We start from the raw sequence: 20,767 nt of genomic DNA on the forward strand, positions 1-20,767 counted from the left end.
TTCTGTTCATTGAAAGAAAAACTATCATTACCTAACTATTAGTAAGCATCTAATTTTTGAAGGGACTCACCTCCAAAGGGTTCTTAATATATTTTTTTGAAGCAATGTCACAACTATGAAAAGTCATACAAATTTTGAATATTATTCAAAAAATAGAAATGGTGATTTCTATTTTAGCTAGACACCTTCCATGAGCTAATATCTTCGATGAGATGAGTGACCACAGTCTCAACCTTAATTTCATGGGTTATTTCTATAGGTACTTGAAAAATTTAGAAATTGATCTGCGCAATATTACGAACCCATTCAAAATTAAGCCAGTCAATCCAGCATACTTGAAAAGATTCGTGGTTAAAAAATTCGGATTCTTTAGCCATGACCATTCTCTTTTTGATGTAAATCATATTGACCAATAAATAAGCGAAATATAAAGCTACCTTTAACCTTTTACAGATCCTAACATACCGGAAACAAAATGTTTCTGCATAAAGAAAAAGACTAATGCTGTCGGTAGTGTAGCTATAACAATAGCGGTCATCATCACACCATAATCAGGTGCATAGCTAGAACCAAGTTGAGAAATGAGTAGTGGAATAGTATGGTTTTTAGGTGATTGTAATATGACCAAAGGCCACATATAATTATTCCAGCTATTCATAAAGGCAATAATTGCCGCAGCTGCATATGTGTTCTTCATTGTTGGTACATAAATTCGAAAAAATATGCCCAGTTCACTTAATCCATCCATTCTACCCGCTTCGATCAATTCTTTGGCAAACATTTTTGTATTTTGTCTGAAGAAAAAGATGAAAAAAGCCGTTACTACGGTTGGTAGAATTGCAGATGCCAACGTATCATATCCGATTGGAGGGAAAATGTTACCGATATTTCCAAACAGTCGATAAAGAGGGACCATTATCGCAGCAAACGGAATCATCATCGATAATAATAGAATATTGAAAACAATATCCCTGCCTTTGCTTCGATAGATTTCAAAACCATACCCAGCTACTGATGCAACAATTAAAGTTAATATTGTCGTAACAACAGCGATAATTGCTGAGTTAGTAAGGGCAGAAACAATGTTTACAGATCCAAATAAATTTCTAATATTCTCAAACAAATAAGTACCTGGTAAGAGGCGGCCTCTAGTCACATCTATCGATTCATTTGTCATACTAACGACCATCCAGATGAATGGGAATATACTGATAAACGATACGATTGTTAAAAATAAATACTTTAAAAAGCGTTTTAGCTTTTTCATTTATCATCACCTGCCAATTTAAATTGAATCATAGATAAGATGACAACTAAGATAACAATGACATAGGAGACCGTTGCTGCATACCCAAAATCAGGTGTATATTCAAACGATAAATTATATATATATTGAGAGATAGAGATGGTGGCGTTTCCAGGTCCACCTTGTGTAATATTCATAACCTCATCAAAAAGTTGCAAGGTTCCTATCGTAGAAACAATTGATGTAAACAATATAATTGGCTTTAGTAAGGGTACTGTAATCTTAAAAAATTGTTGAATTGATGAAGCACCATCAATTCTTGCTGCTTCATAGATCGAATCATCAACATTTTGTAAGGCAGAAAGGTAAAAGATCATATTATACCCTGTCCATCTCCAAGTAATTGCAATAATAATGGTTACCTTTGCCCAGAAAGGATCAGTAATAAAATTTATTGAGTTTTCAATTATACCAGTGCTCAGCAAAAATTGATTGACAATACCATTTCCGCTAAATAAGTATTTAAATACAACTGAATAAGCAACAAGTGATGTTACAGCTGGTAGAAAAATCGCTGTTCTAAAAAAACCTCTAAATTTCAATGTTGAATCATTCAATAGTACTGAGAAAATTAAAGCTAAGATAATCATTATGGGTACTTGAATAATTAAGTAGGTTATTGTATTAAACAATGCAGCTTTAAAAGTTGGATCATTAAATATACGAATCCAATTATCTAAACCTGTGTACTCTAAATTTGATCCCATACCCGTTTGGAAAGATAGTAAAAACGCTTCAATCATTGGATAGAAGTAAAATAAAGAAATAGCAATAACAGCTAACATTACAAACAGCCAGCCGGCTATATTTTTATTGGATAAACTTTTCTTTCTATTCTTAAGTGAAAAGTTTGGCTTGAATTTTTCTATATCTTGGCTCATATATACATCCCTCCCAATTTAAATTTAGGTATTTATTGAAGATCATAAATACCTAGATTTAATCAATCAACGATTATAAATAAAGCCAAGAGTATGATCTAATAAGTTCTAAACAAAATTTTTAGTTTACTTAGTTATATACTCAAGGCTCTATTTAGCTACTTCTAATTATCGAAGCTGTGTTTCTGCTTGTTCTTGGGCATTATTTAGTACGTCACTAAGGTCCTGACCACCTAAATAATTCTGCATTTCTACTACTATAATATCTTCAATAGCATAGGTATGCATACCGTAGTTAACACCTGGGATTTCTTCAGTCCATTCCGAGAAATCTGCAATAATGCTTTGACCATCAAAGTATTCATCTTCTGATTCATAAGCTTCGCTCTCTGTAGCTGGAATATAAGTACCTATTGCCCCAATTTCCGTCACTAATTCATCATATAAGTCAACTTTTGAGCCAAAGGTATTTGCTAAAAACTCTGCTGCTGCTTCTTTCCCCTCTAGATCTAACACATACCAAGAACTACCCCCTAAGTTTGAGGCGTTAACAGATTCTTCTATATCTAATCTTGGAATTGGAACGACTGCCCAATCACCGGATTGAGCTTCTTCAGCTTTAACACTTGCTGTAATCCAGTTTCCAGTTGGAATAGTTGCAACATCACCATCGTTAAAGGCAGCTAAGAATTGGGCCCAATCAGAAACTAATGTAACAACATCTGCTTCCATCAAACCTTTATAGTTTTCAAATGCTTTAGCGAGTGCTTCGTTATTAGCGAGATCTGGTGTCACACCATCTTCTTCCACATACCAAGAACCGACTGATTGGATCATCATCCGAATTTGCCCCAAATCATTAGGATCTAGTGTAAGCAAGTCTGTACCTGTTTCTTCTTTAATCACTTCACCCACTTCAATATACTCTTCCCACGTTATATTTGTAACGTCTTCCAAGCTTAAACCTGCTTCTTCCAAAATATCTGTCCGTACATATAAACCTGCCACACCAGAATCAAATGGCAGCCCGTATTGCTCACCATCATAACCTGTTGTTGCCATTTTATAATCAGCAAAATCATCTTGATTAAAATAATCTGTTATTGGATAAAACATATCAGGATAAGCTTGCAAAAAACTTTGTGCACGATAATCTTCTATCAATACAATATTTGGTAGTCCACTTGTCGAACCAGAACTAAGCCCCGTATTTAATCTTTGAATAATATCATCTTGGGCATTTTCAATCACATCAAGTGAAATATCTTGTTCTCCATCATAATAGTCAGATGCAGTCTCAATTGCAGCAACATTAAAAACTTGATCCCATGCCCATGCAGTGAGTTCAACTTCGTCACCTGCTGTTTCCTCTGTATCATCTACATCTGTCTCTCCAGTATCTCCTTGTGTATCTGTATCATCTCCAGAACCTGAACATGCTGCTAGGACTAAAATCCCAACCAGTAATAAAAAGCTAATCAATGCTTTCTTCATTTCTTTAACCTCCTTTTTTGTAAGCGCTATCTAACGCCTAATTAAATCTTATCATTTTAGTAAAATTAAGTGTTAGGATGATTTTTAGGTTTTCATATGATTTTATTCGGAAAATCAATTATATTGGTTTTTTATTTGTAATTTTTTTATGTTTTTATATTTTTTTTAGATGATTATATCCGTTTGCTTTTACAAACATTGTCCGTTTTTAGAAGAGCAAGATAATGCATAACTAAAATTTTTTACTTACTCTATAATACATAACTCAACTTTCACATCTGAACTTTCATGCTCAGTCAAGATGACTAATTTTAGTGTGAGAAAGTTGAGTACATAAGAAAATATGTTCAAAGAAGTTGATAATAAAGAACTCATCGAATAAAACATTAACTCAAATAAAGCCGATACATCTGCACGACTAAAGTCGCGAGTATGCTCGGCTACTTGATAAAATATACATATTTAAATTGAATTATAGTCCGGTTGATCAGTATCTTTTGTAAGTATCGGTAACCTAATTTTCACCCGCGTCCCTACACCCACTTCACTAAATAACTTAACCCCATATTCTTCCCCAAATAAGATTTGGATACGTTCACGAACATTCTGAATGCCAATACCACTAAACAGATGTCTCTTGGTGGAAAAATCAGTTGAATAATGCTTTTTTAGATCCATACCATTCCCATTATCAATTACTTCACATATAAGTTCATCGTCTTGTTGTGAAATAAGAATCTGGATTAATCCTTCTCCTTGATTGGAAAAGGCATGAAAAAATGCATTCTCTATAAAAGGTTGGATTATAAGTTTGGGTAAATGATAGTTTAAGCAGTTGGGTGAAATGAAATAATTAACTTTAATCCTATCCCCATAACGAGCTTGGTTAATCAAGATGTAATTTTTCATGATTTTTAATTCTTGTTCAACTGTAATAGTCTGATCAATATTACCAAGTGATGTTTGCAATATGGTTATTAGGGCATGAATCGTTTCAGTTGCTTTTTCCTTTTCACCTTGTTGAACTAAAAACTTCACAGAAGTCAATGTATTATAAAGAAAATGCGGATTAATTTGATGCTGTAGCGCTCGTAATTCTGCATCTCTTTGCTCCTTTTGCGTTTGAACAACTATATTCACATAGTCTTGTAATTCATTCAACATGTAGTTAAAAGCATTTGATATTCTCTTGGCTTCATAGCCGCCAGTCTCTGTTACTGGCTTATTAAAATCATATTTAGCAATATTAGAAATCTGCCGAACAAGATGGCTTAATGATTTTGTCATTCGACGTGAAATGATATAGACAACTATAACGGCTATCGTCACAATCACAATACTAATTAAAACAATTTCCTTTGTATTTATTAAATTATCTATAACCAGACTTTTATCAACCAGATTGACAAAGTACATATTGTACGCTGGTAAATATTCTGCCGCCATTAGGTAAACATTATCTAAAACCTCTACATCAGTATATTCTAAATGTTGCTCCTCAAATTGAGCTGACAGATTCAATAATTCAGTGTTTTCTACTCCTATTAAATGATCTTGATTACTGGAAACAATTTTACCGTTTTGATCGATTAGTAATATACTGTTACCTTCGGTTGTGTAGCCTTCATATCCTTGCCTAAAATCCGATTCCCGAATCGAAAAAAATAAATAACCATATACATTATCGGTAGACACCTCTGTTAACGCTTTAGAGGCCACAATCATGGCTTCATTGCTCATAGATGTAGGAGGAACTAGATGATAATGCAGTTTATTCGGGTTATCTAATGTCTCTTGAGTAATAGGATGATTAAATAACTCTTCCCAAGATATTGGCCAACTTGAATAATTCATATTAAATAAACGTTCATCCTCACCAAGCACAAGCATATTGACATCAAAAGATTCAATATTTGAATATATTTGCTCCATTTGTTTGACAATTGCATGATAAGAACTTGCTTCCTCAATTGTATTTACCTTTTTATTAGTCAACACTTCTTTAATCATCCTGTTACTTTGGGTTTCATTTGTAGCAGATACAATGACATAACTTAACGATTCAAAACCTGTTTTTATTTGATTCAATACCTTAGTGTTTGTAATACTGAATGTATCCATAAACAGGTTACTCGACATTCGAATCGTACTAAAAGTAATCAGTACCGACACAGTAACTATACTAATCAGCATGACTAAAAACATTTTTATAAATAAATTATTATTCAGGATTAATGTCGTTATTTTTTTAAAAACTCTTTTCATTATGGTATCCGTACTCCCTCCGATAACGGCTTGGAGACATACCGGTAATTTTTTTAAATACTTTACTAAAATAACTATGTTCTGAATATCCAACCTTCTCACTAATTGTTGAGATCGATTCACTGCTATATTCCAACAATTCCATCGATTTTTTGATTCTTATCCTATTTAAATATTCACTAAATCCTTCATCATGGTGATTAGTAAAATAGAATGATAGATAAGAGGGATTAAAGTGAAAATGATCAGCTAATTCAGTTAAACTAAGTGACTCCTTATAATGTTCTGCAATATAAGTTAAAATTTTTTGCATATTTGCTTGTTCATGGTTCTCCTTATTTGAAAAAATAAGGGCTTTAATTTCATCTAAAAAAAGATTAAAATAATTGATTGCTGTATGAACATCCAGCGCTTCCGTTAAATTTTTTAAAAAGTTATACTTTTTCTTTTCTAGTTCACTTATATCGTATTTGAGATTCCTTAAGGTTACAAGCATATTGAAAATTATATTACCTAAAAGTGATGTGAACTCAAAACTATCTTTTGTATATTGTGATGCTAAACAATTAACATGATTCTCCATATACTCTAGAGAAATATTAAATTGTCGATCCTTAAACAATTCAATAAAATGATTCAAATCAAATTCTTGAGTATTACTTTTTTCAGCTGGCAATTCATCTTCAATTAATAAATGGGTATCTGGAAAATAGAATAAATATTGCTGTATCTTTAATAAATGGTCTTCATAGACACTTTTAATATGGTTAATAGAGTCAAATTCTTTGCTTAATAGCCAAATCATTTTGGGTTGAGTGAGAAAATGGCCTAAGGCTATTTCTTTTAGTTTTCGCTTTATATATGTCGACTTAGATGATTCAAAGTTTAATAATAAAGTAACAGCTGATTTCTCTTTTATGATGATTGCAGAATGGATATCAATAAAATAAGTAGTAAGTTTTTCGATAATAGTATCCCAATTCAGTGAATAACGTTCCCCATGCCTAATACAAAGTTTCAACAAGCTATAATTATGATAAGGGAATTTTTCTTTTATAATGTTTTGATTATCATCTACATCATATCCTTGCATTAATCTTTTCATGATATCTTCAATAGCTATTGACTTATGAGGTGCCTTTATAGTACTTCCCGATTTTCTTCCTACAATCTTATTTAATGTTTTTAATAAATCCTCACTGTTCAATTTAGGTTTTAAGATATAGTCCACAACCCCATTTTGAAATGTAGACCGTACATATTCAAAATCTTCGAAACTACTTAAAACAAGAATCTCAATATCCGAATACAGTTCTTTTACTTTCTTAACTAATTCAACTCCGTCCATAATAGGCATGACAACATCAGTAATCATAATATGAGGTGGAGTTTGTTTAATCATATCCAGAGCCTCTTGACCATTTGCTGCCTCACCGATGATTTGAAATCCTTCCTTCTCCCAATCAATAAATTTAATAATCCCCTGTCTAATTAACATTTCATCATCAACAATCAATATTTTATAGGTATTAATCATTTTTATACACCTTCCTAAAATATTATGTAAACGTTGTCATTAAGTTACGGATAGACTCTAGAATGAGGACTTTTATAACTATCACCATCATAATTTACTTGAGCCAGAGCTGGCTTCTCTGGCAAATATGCATTGATTTGATGAATTGCCAAACCAATTGTCATTAGATAGACAACTACTCGTTCTTTTTAACCAATCATTCAGTTAATTTAGGAAAGGTTCATTTCAATGATTTTATCTTTCACCCTTTCAATTATTTTGTAGAAAAATAGGATTTCTATATTATGAGCCTATACTATTATAAGCGTAAAAAGTCTGATAAGCTAATTTAACACAAAAAGCACATGTAAAAGTTAAGTAAAAGTTTAGTTAACTTTTACTTTTTAGTATAATTTGAATTTATATGGCTGTCAACTACTTATGCGTGTTTGCAGGAATCTCACATCTTCTGCTCAATTTTATCGGATTTCCGACAGAAGACTCCCACTTCTAGGAACATGAAGGGCATCGCCCCGTGAGTAAGTGGGAGATGAATGTGGGTTGGCGCTAGCCAAAACATCTCCCTTATGATATAATGAGAACATATATTCCTATTAAGTAAGGTGAGATGATGTTAGTCAATAAAGCCTATAAATTCCGCCTCTATCCGAATAAAGAACAACAAATCCTCATGAATAAAACGATCGGTTGTTCACGGTTTGTTTTCAATCACTTTCTAGCCAAGTGGAATGAAACTTACAAGGAAACGGGTAAAGGACTCAACTATCGTTCATGCTCTAAACAGCTTCCCGCTTTAAAGCAGGAATATGAGTGGCTAAAAGAAGTCGATAGTATTGCCATTCAATCAAGTGTCAAACATCTATCTGAATCTTTTGCGCGCTTCTTTAACAAACAAACGAACGCCCCACGATTTAAGTCTAAAAGGAACCCGACCCAATCGTATACAACGAAACACACGAACGGAAATATCGCAGTCGTGGGCAATACAATCAAGCTGCCCAAATTAGGGCTTGTCAAGTTCGCTAAAAGTCGTGAGGTCGATGGACGCCTTCTAAATGCTACGATTAGGCGACATCCAAGTGGTAAATACTTCATCTCTATCCTTGTTGAGACAGAGGTAGACTCACTCCCTCAAACGAAGCAATCAACAGGGGTCGATGTGGGCATCAAAGCGTTTGCCACACTTTCAGATGGGACGACGTATAAGAACCCTAGATGTTTACGCATGCTAGAAAACAAATTAGAAAAAGAACAACGCAAACTGTCCAGACGATATAAACAAGCCAAGCAAGATAGAAAACCCCTTCATGAAGCGAAAAATTATCAAAAACAACGGGTCAAGGTCGCTCGTATTCACAAAAAAATTAAAAATGTCAGAACAGATTACTTGCATAAAGTCAGTACTGAAATTGTCAAGAATCACGACATCATTGGTATTGAGGACTTACAAGTATCTAACATGCTCAAAAACAAACGATTATCAAAAGCCATTAGTGAAGTCAGCTGGTCAGAATTCCGTACGATGCTTGAATACAAAGCCAAGTGGTACGGAAAGGAAGTCGTAGCCATCGCCAAAAACTTCCCTTCTAGTCAACTTTGTTCGCATTGTGGCTATCGACATCCAGACGTTAAGCATCTCGCCTTACGCATGTGGCAATGTCCTTCATGCCATAGAGCACACGATCGAGATCTTAACGCAAGTAAAAATATTGAAGTTGAAGCCATCAGACTTCTAACTGTCGGTACGACAGGGATCGCCTAATCAATAATCAACCATTAGGTTGGTGTTCTTAGGAATCTCCCTCTTCAAATTTCATTAGAAATTAAGGGGTGAGTAGTTCAATGATGCTAACTTTAGCTTTTTTTGCTGCTTATGATGCATGTCTATTAAAAATGATGGCAACAAGATAAGCTTTAAATGTTATCAAAAATTAAACTTCCATCTCTAACTTATGCACCGTTAGATTGTTATTTATTTTTGATTAAGAAATTATTATGGAATAAACCTTTTAATCGCAACAGAGACACCATGATCCCCACTTGACTGCGTCACCCAATCAGCTTTCTCTTTGATTATATCCTGAGCGTTTCCCATTGCAATTCCAATACCAGCTTCTTTGAGCATGGTTAAATCATTCATACTATCACCAATGGCCAGCACTTGTTCAAAATTCAATTCTAATCGCTCTAATAAAAATTGGATTCCACTCGCTTTATGCACCCCTTTTGGATTTAATTCCATGTTTGTTAAATTGGAATTACTCAATTCAATCCTATCTAACTGTGTGAGCTGTTGTTTCTTTTTCTCTCTAAGTCTATCATCTTTAACATCAAAACCAATTTTCAACCATTCTTGTGCTAAATAATCATTGGGAAGCTCGTTTCGATAATATTTCTCATGTGAAAAAAGCCAAAAATAAGATGGATATTGTTGATGAATTTTAATAACCTTTTCTACTGTTGAACGATCAAGCGGTTGACTTTTCAGTAGTTTCCCCGATCTTGTCCAAATTTCCCCACCATTTAGAGTAACCAAGTAATGACTATTGATTTTGTTAGCGATGTCTAAACTTAATGAACGATTGCGTCCTGTTGCGATAACAACTTCTATACCTCTTTCTTGCGCATGTTTAATGGCTTCGAGAGTTTCTTTTGTAATTAAGTCTTTCTTGTTTTTTACCAGTGTCCCATCTAAATCTAAAGCAATCAGCTTAATATCCTTTTCCATCTGAGTTCCTCCTTTCGTTTTTTCATCAAAAAAAGCAACCATTTTCTTCAGGCTTATCATACATTAGTTTAACTTAATGGCTATAAGATAACATGATAGAGACTAAGAGAATATATGAGAAGGTGTATGAGTACATATTTTAGTTTATCCTTTTTAAAGAGAAAATAAGACTGAAAAATCCATTACGCCATATGAAGTGAACCATCCGTCTTATCTAATGGGTTTCTTCAATTTTTCAACACTCCCCTAAAAGGTAAATCAGCTGGCGGCTCTATCGGATAAATAATCTAGGAGCATTTAAATGCTCATCTTTTCGAGGTAGGTGGTTATAGTTAGTAAATTCATGCTAGAAGTTGATAGTAGCTTAGTACCTCTTGGTTACTTATGTGCACGTATCTTTAAATATTATCAATATATTCTTCTTTATTCAACTCAGTAAATAGCCCCTAAAATATTTGATCTAATGGGTTTTTATCTTTCTATCATTCCATAGGTCATTTCTTTTAGGGGATGAATAAACTCGAAAATATTTGATTGTTCAAGCCTGATGTTGTTGGTCCTAATCATTTCAATAATTAATGAGCACTAGAAACAGCAATTAATTCTGTCCATAATAAGAACTCGCTCCGTGTTTTCGATAATAATGTTTATCTAACAAATACTGATCAATGGTATCGATATTTGAATTTAATTGTTCTGTTCCAAATGCCATATCAGCTACTTCTTCTAGTACAATACTATTTTGGACAGCAACCTCAGTTGTTTCTCCCCAAGTAAATGGGCCATGTCCATAAACAATAACAGCAGGACATTCGAGCGGATCTAACTTTCTTTGGGTAAAGGTTTCAACAATAACATTGCCTGTTTCCAATTCATAGTTTTCCTCAATTTCTGCTTGAGTTAATTGCCTAGTACAAGGTACCGCCCCACAGAAGGTATCTGCATGAGTTGTGCCATAAGCAGGAATATCTCGACGTGCCTGTGCCCATTTCACCGCATTTGTTGAATGGGTATGAACAATCGCATTAACATCTTGAAAATGTTTATATAATACAATATGTGTTGCTAAATCAGAAGATGGTTTGAGGTTATCACGTTCTAGTGAATGACCATCTAAGTCGATAACAACCATGTCTTCTTCCCGCATCGTTTCATAAGATACACCACTTGGCTTAATCACGATGACCCCTAATTCACGATTGATTTCACTTACATTTCCCCAAGTCAGTTTGATCAAACCTTGTTTAGGTAAAGCAATGTTTGCTTTGAAAACACGTTTTTTCATATCTAAAATCGTTTGGTCACTATTCAATATAGCCTGCCTCCTTTAGTTTAGGTATGAGAAAACGTTTAGCCTTTTCAATTTCAGCTTCTGGACAAGCACTCGTTTCACTCCACATCTCAATTACAAATGGTCCATTGTAGTCAAGTCGCTTCAATGTTTGTAAACAACCATCAAAATCGACACATCCTGTTCCAAAAGGGACTTCCTTAAACTTTCCGGGGAAATCACCTGTTACTGCCAATGTATCTTTTAAATGAATTTGGGAAATTTCACGGATGCCTTTTTCTAACTCATATCCTGGATCATTCTCTAACCAAGCAGATAAATTTCCAACATCAGGATAAACCTGCAAATAGGGTGAAGGTATCTGTGCTTTGATGTTTAAATACTTAGAAATTGAATTAATAAACGGATCGTCCATGATTTCAATTGATAGTACAATTCCTTTTGCTGCTGCAAATGAAACCGCCTCTTTTAGATTTTCAATAAAATACTCACGACTACTCATCGTCTTTTCTTCATAATACACATCATAACCAGCTAATTGGATCGTTCGAATACCGAGATCTGAGGCTAAGTCGATAGCTTTTTTCATAATGGTCATCGCTACTTTTCGCTTTTGTATATCTTTGGAACCAAACGGATAACGGCGATGACCACTTAAACAAATGGATAGAATTTTAACTTCTGTCTCATAAATCGCATCGACAATTTGCTTCCGCTCTTCCTTTGTCCAATCTAAGCGTGCTAAACGTTCATCTGTTTCATCAATTGACATCTCGATAAAATCAAAGCCAAGTTGTTTGGTAAAATTAAGCCTTTGCCACCAATCAATCTGTTTCGGAGTCGCCTTTTCATATAGTCCAATAAAACTCATATGATCTTTACCCCCAAATCCGATTGATTTCAGCCTTAAAGTCTAATGCTGCTTGTTTAGGGTCTGGTACTCCTGTAATGCCTCTCCCTGTAATAAAAGTATGAACATCGATACCGGCAAATAACTTTACTGTTTCGACATTTAATCCGCCAGTTACAGACACATTGAAGCCCATATCAATCAGTTTTTTCACTCGTGTTAAATCTTTTTCCCCCCAAGTTTCACCCGCTAACAGAGCATCTCTACTTTGATGATAAATAGCTTGAGAAATGCCCGCATCCAACCATTGCTGGGCATGTTCATAAGTCCAATCCCCATATAATTCAACCTGGATCTCCTCTACCTCTTTCACCGCAGCAATCATTGTTGGAATTGTAGCAGAACAAATACAGGTCATCCAATCTGCACCAGCATTAGCACAATTTTTTGCGACAGTTCCCCCAGCATCCGCACATTTCGTATCTGCAACAATTTTTTTATCTGGATATAATGCACGAAAGCACTTGACCGCTTCTTCTCCAGCTTGAAGCATTAAAATAGTTCCAACTTCAAGAATATCAACCACATCTCCCACAGCTGAAATATCGGCTAATGCAGAGGGTAAATCTGAATGATCACAGGCAATTTGTAAATTTGGTATCCCCATTCATTATGCTCCCTTCTAAGTTATCTTTGTTAAAGATAGATTTCTTTTTCATATATGCTATATTTTCTATTTCAAAAATCTCTCTTTTAAATCACTTTCATTAACACGCTCTGCAACTTCCTTTGCTGACATAACATTTTTCACACCAATAACAGTTACCCCTTTTTCCTTAGCTGCATCAAACATATTAGCAAAGTTCACTGGGGTAAATACAACATCATAGTTCTTAGCTGTACTCTTTCCTTCAGAAATAGCACAGTGATGAATGTTAGTAATGTTAAACCCTTCTTCTTTTAGCGCTTTCTCAACACTTCTCTTCATCATCAGACTTGTTCCTGAACCATTAGCACATGATACTAATACTCGCATATTTCATTCCTCCATTTATTTTTAGCTTTTAGCTTCTTTTTGTTTTAAATAGGCATCATAATCATCAAGCTTTAAGAAGTAGCCATCTGGATCTGCTCGATACTGAAGTTGTGGAATAGCCAACAAGATCACAACAATCAACACCACAGCAGCAAAACCTAGAAACTTCATTAATACGGTGAAGAACGGCCATACAGTTGCCCAATCGAACATTCCCAAGTAACCGCCATATTGAGATAATCCTACCCATGAAGCAATCAATGCAGATCCACCAATTTGAATGATTCCAGAGATGAATGGAAAAAGCATCGCCGCCTTGATTCCGCCTCGGTTGTTGGCAAAGACAGCAATAGCCGCATTATCAAAGAACAGTGGAATAAATCCAGCAATAACAACCGTTGGTGATTGCATAATGATTAAAATTAAGATCATCAGAAACTGTCCAAGTGCTCCGAATAAGAAGCCAATTGTCACAGCATTTGGTGAACCAAAACCAAAAGTAGCTGCAACATCAATACCCGGCACTGCTCCTGGGAGAATCGTATTTGAGATTCCTTGGAATGATTCTGTCAATTCTGATACGAAGGTCCGTACACCTAATTGCAAAATAGCTAAATAGACTGCAAACATTAATGATGTATTCAAAATGTAAAACAAGAAACTTTGTCCTTCTTGCATGAATTCTGCTTGAATTAACCACTCTTGACCAAGGACAACTAAAATAATACCAAAGAAGAAAATCATTAAGATCGAGGTCGCAACCATATTCTCATTGAAGATGGATAAGAATCCTGGTAATTCAACATCTTCTAGCTTGCGATTGCTTTTGTTCTTTTTAAATTTCTCTGCCAAACGTGCAAAGAAGTAGACACCGAACATTTGCTGGTGAGCAATAGCAAAACCTGCTCCATCGGTTAAATCCTGACAAATACCTGCTGTCAAATTAGAACCCACTGCCCAATAACAGCCTAAAATTAGACCCATGATCAATAGTACTTCAATACGCCCTAATTCTGGGAAACAAAATAGTAATAGCCAAAAGGCAGTGGCAGCTTGCTGTACTTGAACATTTCCTGTTGTAAATACCGCACGTAACTTTGTGTACTTTTTAAAACGAACAAGGAGAATATTAAAGACAAAAGCAATTAATAATAACAACATCGTATCTCCAAAAGCCCGCCCAAATGTTTCAGTAATTCCGACCGTAACTGCATTTTGACCAAAATAGGGGTCAGTTACCATCGCATCTAACTCAAACCTTTCTCTCAATCCAACAAGAATCGGACGGAAATTATCAACTAATCCACCAGATCCAACTGTTAAAATAAGGTATCCTACCGTTGCCTTGAGAAAACCAGCTATACTTTCCAATATCGTTTTTTTCAATAACAAATAACCAATTAATACGATAAATCCAATTAAGAAAGCTGGTTGTGTAAGAATATTTTCCGTAAAATAAACCCAAATGGATAGTAAAAAGTCTAATACATTGTTCATTTAAACAACCTCTTTTCTAAATAAGATAGTCACATACCGTGTTTGGACATGACACGTTCAAAATCTTCTATTGACTTAATGGTTAATAAATCTGGTAACATATCTTCCGCCATTAAAAGCTCTGACAAATTCGAGACATTTTTCATATGTGAGTCACTATCCTTTGCCGCCAGCATAAAAAATAATTTAGCATCCTTTTCTGAGTTACCCGCTTCAAAGGAAACACTTTCAGGCATAATCGTTAAACCTATTCCTGTTCCTAGGACACCTTTACTATTTGCAGAAGAATGAGGAATCGCAACCTCTGGAATAATCACAATATAGGGTCCATACTCATGACAATCAGCAATAACATCTTCAATATATTGATTCGTAATCAAACCGTGTTCTTTCATGATTTCCCCACTAAACCGAATGGCCTCTTCCCAATCTTTAGGCTGTTTATCCATAATTTTAATTAATTGATGGTCATAAAAATAACGTAGCATTGGAAGCTCCTCTCTCATTTCGATAGTTTAGTAAGATAAAGTCGCATTAATCAATAAATACGAATTTATCAGTTTAGTTCTTATAAAAATGATGGGAATGGTGTGTCATTTTCAGTAGTAAAGGCATCATCAAAGCCACGATTAAAGTTAAACTCTAAATCATTTTTATTTGTTGGATACGTAAACTTACCGCCAACTTGCCAAATGTAAGGCTTGAATTGATATTTTAAACGATCTTTTTTGAATTTCCATATTTCGATAATTTCTTTTGGGTCTGCCATAAAGTTCGCCCAAATATCATAATGAACAGGTATCACCACTTGAGCATTCAAGGATTCTGCCATTCTTAACATATCCACGGAGGTCACTTTATCAGTGATGCCGCGAGGATTCTCACCGTAAGCACCTAAACAAACATCAATCTTGTGTTCATTGCCATGTTTAGCAAACATATTTGAGTAATGTGAATCCCCTGCGTGATAAATATTGCCACCAGTGGTTTCAAATAAGTAGTTTACAGCAATTAAATCCATATCTTGTGGCATTTTCCCCTTAAGGACTTCATCAGGATCTGAAGCAGTGACTAAAGCAGTTCGATCAAATGCCTCTAAAGCAACGATTGTTACATCTTTGACCTCAACTCGATCACCCGGTTTAACAATGATTGTCTTTTCTTCTGGGATACCCCATTCTAGCCATGTATTGACCACTTCTAACGGACCAATAAATTTTGCTTTCGGACAATTTTGGTGTACAGCAGCAGCTGTATTAATATCTAAATGATCAGAATGAATATGTGTGACCACTAATGCATCAACATCCTTCACAGCAAAAGGATCAATTACAAAAGGCTGTGTTCGAAGATTGGGTTGTAGTTTTTTCACCCCGCTCATCCGCATCATTTGGTGGCCTTCCCTCATTAATCCATCACCATGTGTACGTTTTCCTGTACCAGTCCAGAGGTCACATAGAATATTGGCATTTTCGTGGCTCTTTAGCCAAATCCCCGTACAACCTAGCCACCACATTGAAACCGTATTTTTTTCAACAACTTCCCGTTCAATCTCTTCATTGAGATACGTTCCCCATTCTGGGAATGTGGCGAGTATCCATTTTTCTCTTGTCACATCATTAACATTTTTCATTTTTTGCCTCCCTTTCATTTTGCAGTATTCTCACTTTGAGTTTAACATTTTATGAAACGCTTTCAACACCTTTTTATGTTCATTTTCATATTTTTATGTTAATTTAATCTTTTTATGTTATTATAATATGTATATAAATGAATATATGGTAATTTAATCTTTTTATGTTATCATGATGATAACATCATATTGATTAAATATTTGTCATGAAGCAATGTTTGTGTGAAGATCATAACGCTAAGGTATTCTTTTCATTAAATAGATTAAATTGATGATTGGAATAGATAAAACGAAACTTCAATCAGTGGGAGTTGGGCCTACAGGATGTAGGTCATGCAGATGTTTCCGGTGGGACGAGTTTTACGGACGGTTATCTGTGATAAACTAGGTTCCCTTTTACTTACTATTGAATCTATCTCTTACCCTACTTAGTTTCATTCCAGATGTTATGATCGTATTTTTCTATTTTACCTGTGATAATTAAAGTAATGATAATATTGTAATAATAAGGAAGTGTGGAAATGAAACGTTCTTATGAGGAAGTTCAAGCTCGAAGAAATCAACTAGTCAATCGAATGCGCGAGCTCAAGGTTGCTGATGTCAAAACACTCAGTCAAGAGTTTGGCGTTTCAGAGATGACGATTCGGAGAGATTGCGCCATATTAAATGAAATGGGGCAAATCAAGCAATCTTTTGGAAAAATTGAAATCCAAAATACCGACATAAATAATACTAAAACATCTGATTCGATCACGCATATTAAAGATTGCCTCGCTAAAGAGGCAGGGCGATTTGTTTCTGATCGCGATACAGTCTTTATTAATACCAGCAGTACCGCTATTCAGGCACTGGCGTACTTAACAGATAAAGCGATCAATGTACTTACAAATAATACAAAAATCATTCATATGAACCATCATCCAAAATCAACCATTGTACTTAGTGGTGGTGAATTGCGTTACCCTAAAGAGGCACTGTCAGGCGACATTGCAATGGAATCCTTTAGCAATGCTCGTTCAGATGTAACTATTATTGGTTGCAGCGGCTTAAATGTAGAGATGGGAATATCTACCTCTGTCATTCACGAGGCAAGGATCAATACTAAGATCATTGAGAATTCAGGCAAAGTTATTGTTGTTGCTGATTATCGAAAAATCGGTAAGTATTCAAATTTTACTATTGGTCAAATATCTGTTATTGATGTTTTGATTACCGATACTTATGCTGATCAAACTGTATTAGATGCAATTGAAAAACATGGTGTGCAAATTATTCAGGTACCTTGCTGAAAGTAGAGCCCTTGTCAGCTCCATATAATAAGAATTCAATTATTCGCAGCTAGAACTTCACATTAACTAGATTGTTTCTTTGTTTTACAACGGTCTCTCACCCCACTTTCATTTTAGACTTACAGATAAAATCTATTTTTCTTTACCTGGAAACAAGCTCAACTAACGAGATAAAAAATGTTTTCCCTGAAGATCAATTAAAGAATTTATCACAGATAACCGTCCGTAAAACTCGGGTCAACAATGGTCTTCACTGGAACGAGTAGCCGCACTAAATAAGGCTACTTTAGTGTTTACAATGTTAGAAAAACTTGGCTTATCGCCAAGTCTTTATGGCGAATGCCATCGTTTGACTTATACGATCGCCAATAAAATCTTTTATTTCTTTGATCGTGCAAGAATAAGTGCTTGTTCTTATTTTGAGTCTCAGTCTCATGACATTAGTCACACAGACATTACCACATGATGTGATGTTTGTAGTCTGTAGTTCTTCTGTTAAAGAAATACAGCGATTTAGCTAGGCGAGAGATAACGGACAATAAGGTCCTGAAAAAAATAAAAAGGGCTGTTGCAAAATGAAAAATAAATAGTGCAACAGCTCTTTTTATCATGCTATATGTTTTTGCAGATTTGAAACTATCCTTCATTTCAAATGAAACCTCAAGTCAAAATGCAGAATAGGGCGCCTCTATCCATCAGTTCATAGGAAACCTCAAGTCAAAATGTCAAATAGAGGACATCTATCTCGCATTTCAAATGAAATCTCAAGTCAAAATGTCGAATAGAGGACATCTATCTCGCATTTCAAATGAAATCTCAAGTCAAAATGTCGAATACAACCCTTCTATCCATCAGTTCAAATAAAACCTCAAGCCAAAACGCCGAATAGAACGTCTCTATCTAGTGTTTTATTCCCATTTCTAATACTCACAAATAGAGCTGTTGCATAATTAACTGGCTAATTATGCAACAGCCCCTTTTAAAGTTAACCAAAACTAACACAAACCTGATTGTATGATATCTATCAAGATATCTCTTTATTAAAATGCAGAATCCCCATTTTAGAACTTTCAATGAGAAGACGACTAAACTCTGAAATTCCTTGCTCTTTGTTAATCATAGGTTCTAATAAGGCTTGTAAACTTATGCCAGAAAATACGTCAATATTATCATACTCTACACTCAACTTTGCTGCCTGATTAAACGGTGTTCCTCCAACAATATCACAAAGGATAACTACATTTGAACAGTGCTTGTTGAATGCTAAATAGGTCTCTTTCAACTGATCAAATAAATCAGTTGGACTCATAGCACCTTCAAAATCTATCGCACTCACATAGTCTTGTGCTCCTGAGATTAACTCTAAAGCTGACAAAGTACCAGAGGGGAATTTTGAATGGCCGGTAATAATTACACCTATCATAAGCATTCTCTCCTTTCTAAACTAATTCCGCTTTTAATTGTTTAACTTTTTCAACATCCACATGACAATTAAGATCATTATTTTCTTTTATAGAAGAGCCTACAATCACACCATTGACTACATCTTTAAATGCAGAAATATTATTGACTTTTATACCACTTCCAATTAAAATGGAAACATCTTCTGGAAGCTGTCTAGATAATTCCAATATTTCTGCAGGCTGGGGACTAGAACCTGTTTTCCCACCTGTCAATACTATTGAATCTGCGCCAAGTTCAATAGCATTTGAAATATGGTCCAATATAGGTACGTCGATCAAAGGATAACTATGTTTGACGTTAATATCTGCAAATACTTTGACATTGGATTTGCTGTTAAACCTATATTGTTCAATTTTATCATTTTGAGGTGTTAACATACCGGAAGAAGTGACTCTGTATTCGACGTACGCTTCACTTCTAATAAAATAGGCTTTCAGAAGATTCCCAATTATGATTTCTTCATTATTTTTTGTCTGTTGCAAATTAATACCGAGCGGAATCGTTGCTGTCTCTCTTAATCTAGTAAAGATAGAGACAAAAGCTATCAGGGTTTCCAAATCGATTTCCAAACTGTATGGCAGATCAAAAAAATTTTCCACTATCGCTGCATCAGCTCCACCCTCTTCTAAAGCTCTTAAATCCTTCAAGGCAAATTGATAGACTTCTTCTAAGGATTCAGCATTATTGTAGGGCTGATTAATTCGCTTGAGATGAATCATGCCAATTAACTGACACCTTTTTACCGCTTCCATTTAAATCATCTCCAGCTTTAATAGTTGAGCTGAATTATTATGAAATACTTTTTTATGCTGAGCTTCATTCATATTTAGGCAATCTAATTTCAAAATTTCTGCAGGAACATGTTTATACGGCCAATCTGAAGCATAGATCACTCGATCTTCCCCCAATTCATTAAAGGCCTTCTGTAATATTTGAACTTCAATTTGTCCGGAAGTATCTACCCATACATTATCAAGATCCTTTACCGCTTCTACACAACCGTAACCAAAATCTAGTAAACCAATGTGAGCAAAAACCCATTTTTGATTCGGGTGCTTTTTGGCAACTTCAGCCCAAGAATGTGGTAAAGATAAAGGAGCTGTGCCTGTGTGTGTTAAAATAGGAACATCATACTTCTCTATCGCAGTTACGACGCTATCAAGACTTGTTAGATTTTCCGGGTTATAGCCATGTTTCCATGAGTGGAATTTAATTCCCTTCATTTTCTTATCACCAAGTGCCCGATCCACCTCATCAATTGCTTTTGGATCCCTTGGATTAATATAGGCAAAGGGAATAATCCTTTCAGGAAATTCATTGGCCATTTCTGATACTTTATCATTGAGTTCATTCTCGTGAACACCATTTAACATGGATAGACCACAACAAGCAATATTATTCTGATCCATCATATCAACTAAATCCTTTGCAGTATACATTGAACCTGAGCTACTCTTCCCTAAATGAACGTGAAAATCAATCATTCTATCTCTCCT

18 protein-coding genes are annotated in these 20,767 nt (G+C 34.9%); 2 read left to right on the forward strand and 16 right to left on the reverse strand.

The genetic code is table 11. From position 1 onward, the window contains the following. Window positions 1-439 precede the first annotated feature (439 nt). The 5 genes from ACS127_RS00450 to ACS127_RS00470 form a co-directional block, all read right to left on the reverse strand. On the reverse strand, window positions 440-1,267 hold the full coding sequence (locus ACS127_RS00450; protein ID WP_440896510.1) for a carbohydrate ABC transporter permease: 828 nt from the start codon (window positions 1,265-1,267) through the stop codon (window positions 440-442). Next, window positions 1,264-2,187 (reverse strand): carbohydrate ABC transporter permease, encoded by a 924-nt coding sequence (locus ACS127_RS00455; RefSeq protein WP_440896511.1) that lies wholly within the window; start codon window positions 2,185-2,187, stop codon window positions 1,264-1,266. The genes ACS127_RS00450 and ACS127_RS00455 overlap by 4 nt, the downstream gene beginning before the upstream one ends. A 168-nt stretch (window positions 2,188-2,355) precedes the next feature. Continuing rightward, the gene (locus ACS127_RS00460; protein ID WP_440896512.1) at window positions 2,356-3,681 is read right to left on the reverse strand and encodes an ABC transporter substrate-binding protein; all 1,326 of its coding nucleotides are present in this window, start codon (window positions 3,679-3,681) and stop codon (window positions 2,356-2,358) included. 462 nt (window positions 3,682-4,143) lie between these two features. Further along, window positions 4,144-5,946, reverse strand: coding sequence for a sensor histidine kinase (locus ACS127_RS00465; protein WP_440896513.1), 1,803 nt, complete (start codon window positions 5,944-5,946; stop codon window positions 4,144-4,146). After that, complete coding sequence (locus ACS127_RS00470) at window positions 5,930-7,483, reverse strand: response regulator transcription factor (protein ID WP_440896514.1); 1,554 nt, start codon at window positions 7,481-7,483, stop codon at window positions 5,930-5,932. Before ACS127_RS00470 ends, ACS127_RS00465 begins: the two co-directional genes overlap by 17 nt. Before the next feature lie 610 nt (window positions 7,484-8,093). On the opposite strand from ACS127_RS00470, the gene tnpB reads away from it, so the two are divergent. Beyond that, on the forward strand, window positions 8,094-9,245 hold the full coding sequence (gene tnpB, locus ACS127_RS00475) for an IS200/IS605 family element RNA-guided endonuclease TnpB (RefSeq protein WP_440896515.1): 1,152 nt from the start codon (window positions 8,094-8,096) through the stop codon (window positions 9,243-9,245). A gap of 231 nt (window positions 9,246-9,476) precedes the next feature. Here tnpB and ACS127_RS00480 read toward each other — a convergent pair whose 3' ends face one another. From ACS127_RS00480 to ulaG, 8 genes are all read right to left on the reverse strand, one after another. After that, on the reverse strand, window positions 9,477-10,211 hold the full coding sequence (locus ACS127_RS00480; RefSeq protein ID WP_440896516.1) for an HAD family hydrolase: 735 nt from the start codon (window positions 10,209-10,211) through the stop codon (window positions 9,477-9,479). 598 nt (window positions 10,212-10,809) lie between these two features. Continuing rightward, the gene (locus tag ACS127_RS00485) at window positions 10,810-11,496 is read right to left on the reverse strand and encodes an L-ribulose-5-phosphate 4-epimerase (RefSeq protein ID WP_440898047.1); all 687 of its coding nucleotides are present in this window, start codon (window positions 11,494-11,496) and stop codon (window positions 10,810-10,812) included. A 19-nt stretch (window positions 11,497-11,515) separates the two neighbouring features. Next, on the reverse strand, window positions 11,516-12,373 hold the full coding sequence (locus ACS127_RS00490; RefSeq protein ID WP_440896517.1) for an L-ribulose-5-phosphate 3-epimerase: 858 nt from the start codon (window positions 12,371-12,373) through the stop codon (window positions 11,516-11,518). Window positions 12,374-12,380: 7 nt separating this feature from the next. After that, window positions 12,381-13,019 (reverse strand): 3-keto-L-gulonate-6-phosphate decarboxylase UlaD, encoded by a 639-nt coding sequence (locus ACS127_RS00495; RefSeq protein ID WP_440896518.1) that lies wholly within the window; start codon window positions 13,017-13,019, stop codon window positions 12,381-12,383. Window positions 13,020-13,085: 66 nt separating this feature from the next. Continuing rightward, window positions 13,086-13,388: a PTS sugar transporter subunit IIB gene (locus tag ACS127_RS00500; protein WP_440896519.1), complete on the reverse strand. Its 303-nt coding sequence runs from the start codon at window positions 13,386-13,388 to the stop codon at window positions 13,086-13,088. 21 nt (window positions 13,389-13,409) lie between these two features. Then, window positions 13,410-14,885 (reverse strand): PTS ascorbate transporter subunit IIC, encoded by a 1,476-nt coding sequence (locus ACS127_RS00505; RefSeq protein ID WP_440896520.1) that lies wholly within the window; start codon window positions 14,883-14,885, stop codon window positions 13,410-13,412. Between the two features lie 29 nt (window positions 14,886-14,914). After that, window positions 14,915-15,373, reverse strand: coding sequence for a PTS sugar transporter subunit IIA (locus ACS127_RS00510; protein ID WP_440896521.1), 459 nt, complete (start codon window positions 15,371-15,373; stop codon window positions 14,915-14,917). Window positions 15,374-15,453: 80 nt separating this feature from the next. Beyond that, the gene (gene ulaG / locus ACS127_RS00515; RefSeq protein ID WP_440896522.1) at window positions 15,454-16,518 is read right to left on the reverse strand and encodes an L-ascorbate 6-phosphate lactonase; all 1,065 of its coding nucleotides are present in this window, start codon (window positions 16,516-16,518) and stop codon (window positions 15,454-15,456) included. Window positions 16,519-17,039: 521 nt separating this feature from the next. Between ulaG and ACS127_RS00520 the strand changes: the two genes are divergently transcribed. Further along, window positions 17,040-17,807: a DeoR/GlpR family DNA-binding transcription regulator gene (locus ACS127_RS00520; RefSeq protein ID WP_440896523.1), complete on the forward strand. Its 768-nt coding sequence runs from the start codon at window positions 17,040-17,042 to the stop codon at window positions 17,805-17,807. 1,024 nt (window positions 17,808-18,831) lie between these two features. On the opposite strand, the gene ACS127_RS00525 is transcribed toward ACS127_RS00520, so the two are convergent. Genes ACS127_RS00525 through ACS127_RS00535 form a run of 3 tightly spaced genes read right to left on the reverse strand, consistent with a single transcriptional unit; the run spans window position 18,832 to window position 20,755 of the window. Further along, window positions 18,832-19,230 (reverse strand): hypothetical protein, encoded by a 399-nt coding sequence (locus ACS127_RS00525; RefSeq protein WP_440896524.1) that lies wholly within the window; start codon window positions 19,228-19,230, stop codon window positions 18,832-18,834. 16 nt (window positions 19,231-19,246) lie between these two features. Beyond that, window positions 19,247-20,023: a BtpA/SgcQ family protein gene (locus ACS127_RS00530; protein WP_440896525.1), complete on the reverse strand. Its 777-nt coding sequence runs from the start codon at window positions 20,021-20,023 to the stop codon at window positions 19,247-19,249. Further along, the gene (locus ACS127_RS00535) at window positions 20,024-20,755 is read right to left on the reverse strand and encodes an amidohydrolase family protein (RefSeq protein WP_440896526.1); all 732 of its coding nucleotides are present in this window, start codon (window positions 20,753-20,755) and stop codon (window positions 20,024-20,026) included. Window positions 20,756-20,767: the final 12 nt, after the last annotated feature.

This window comes from Amphibacillus sp. Q70 (genome assembly GCF_052055485.1).
Classification (GTDB): Bacteria; Bacillota; Bacilli; order Bacillales; family Amphibacillaceae; genus Amphibacillus.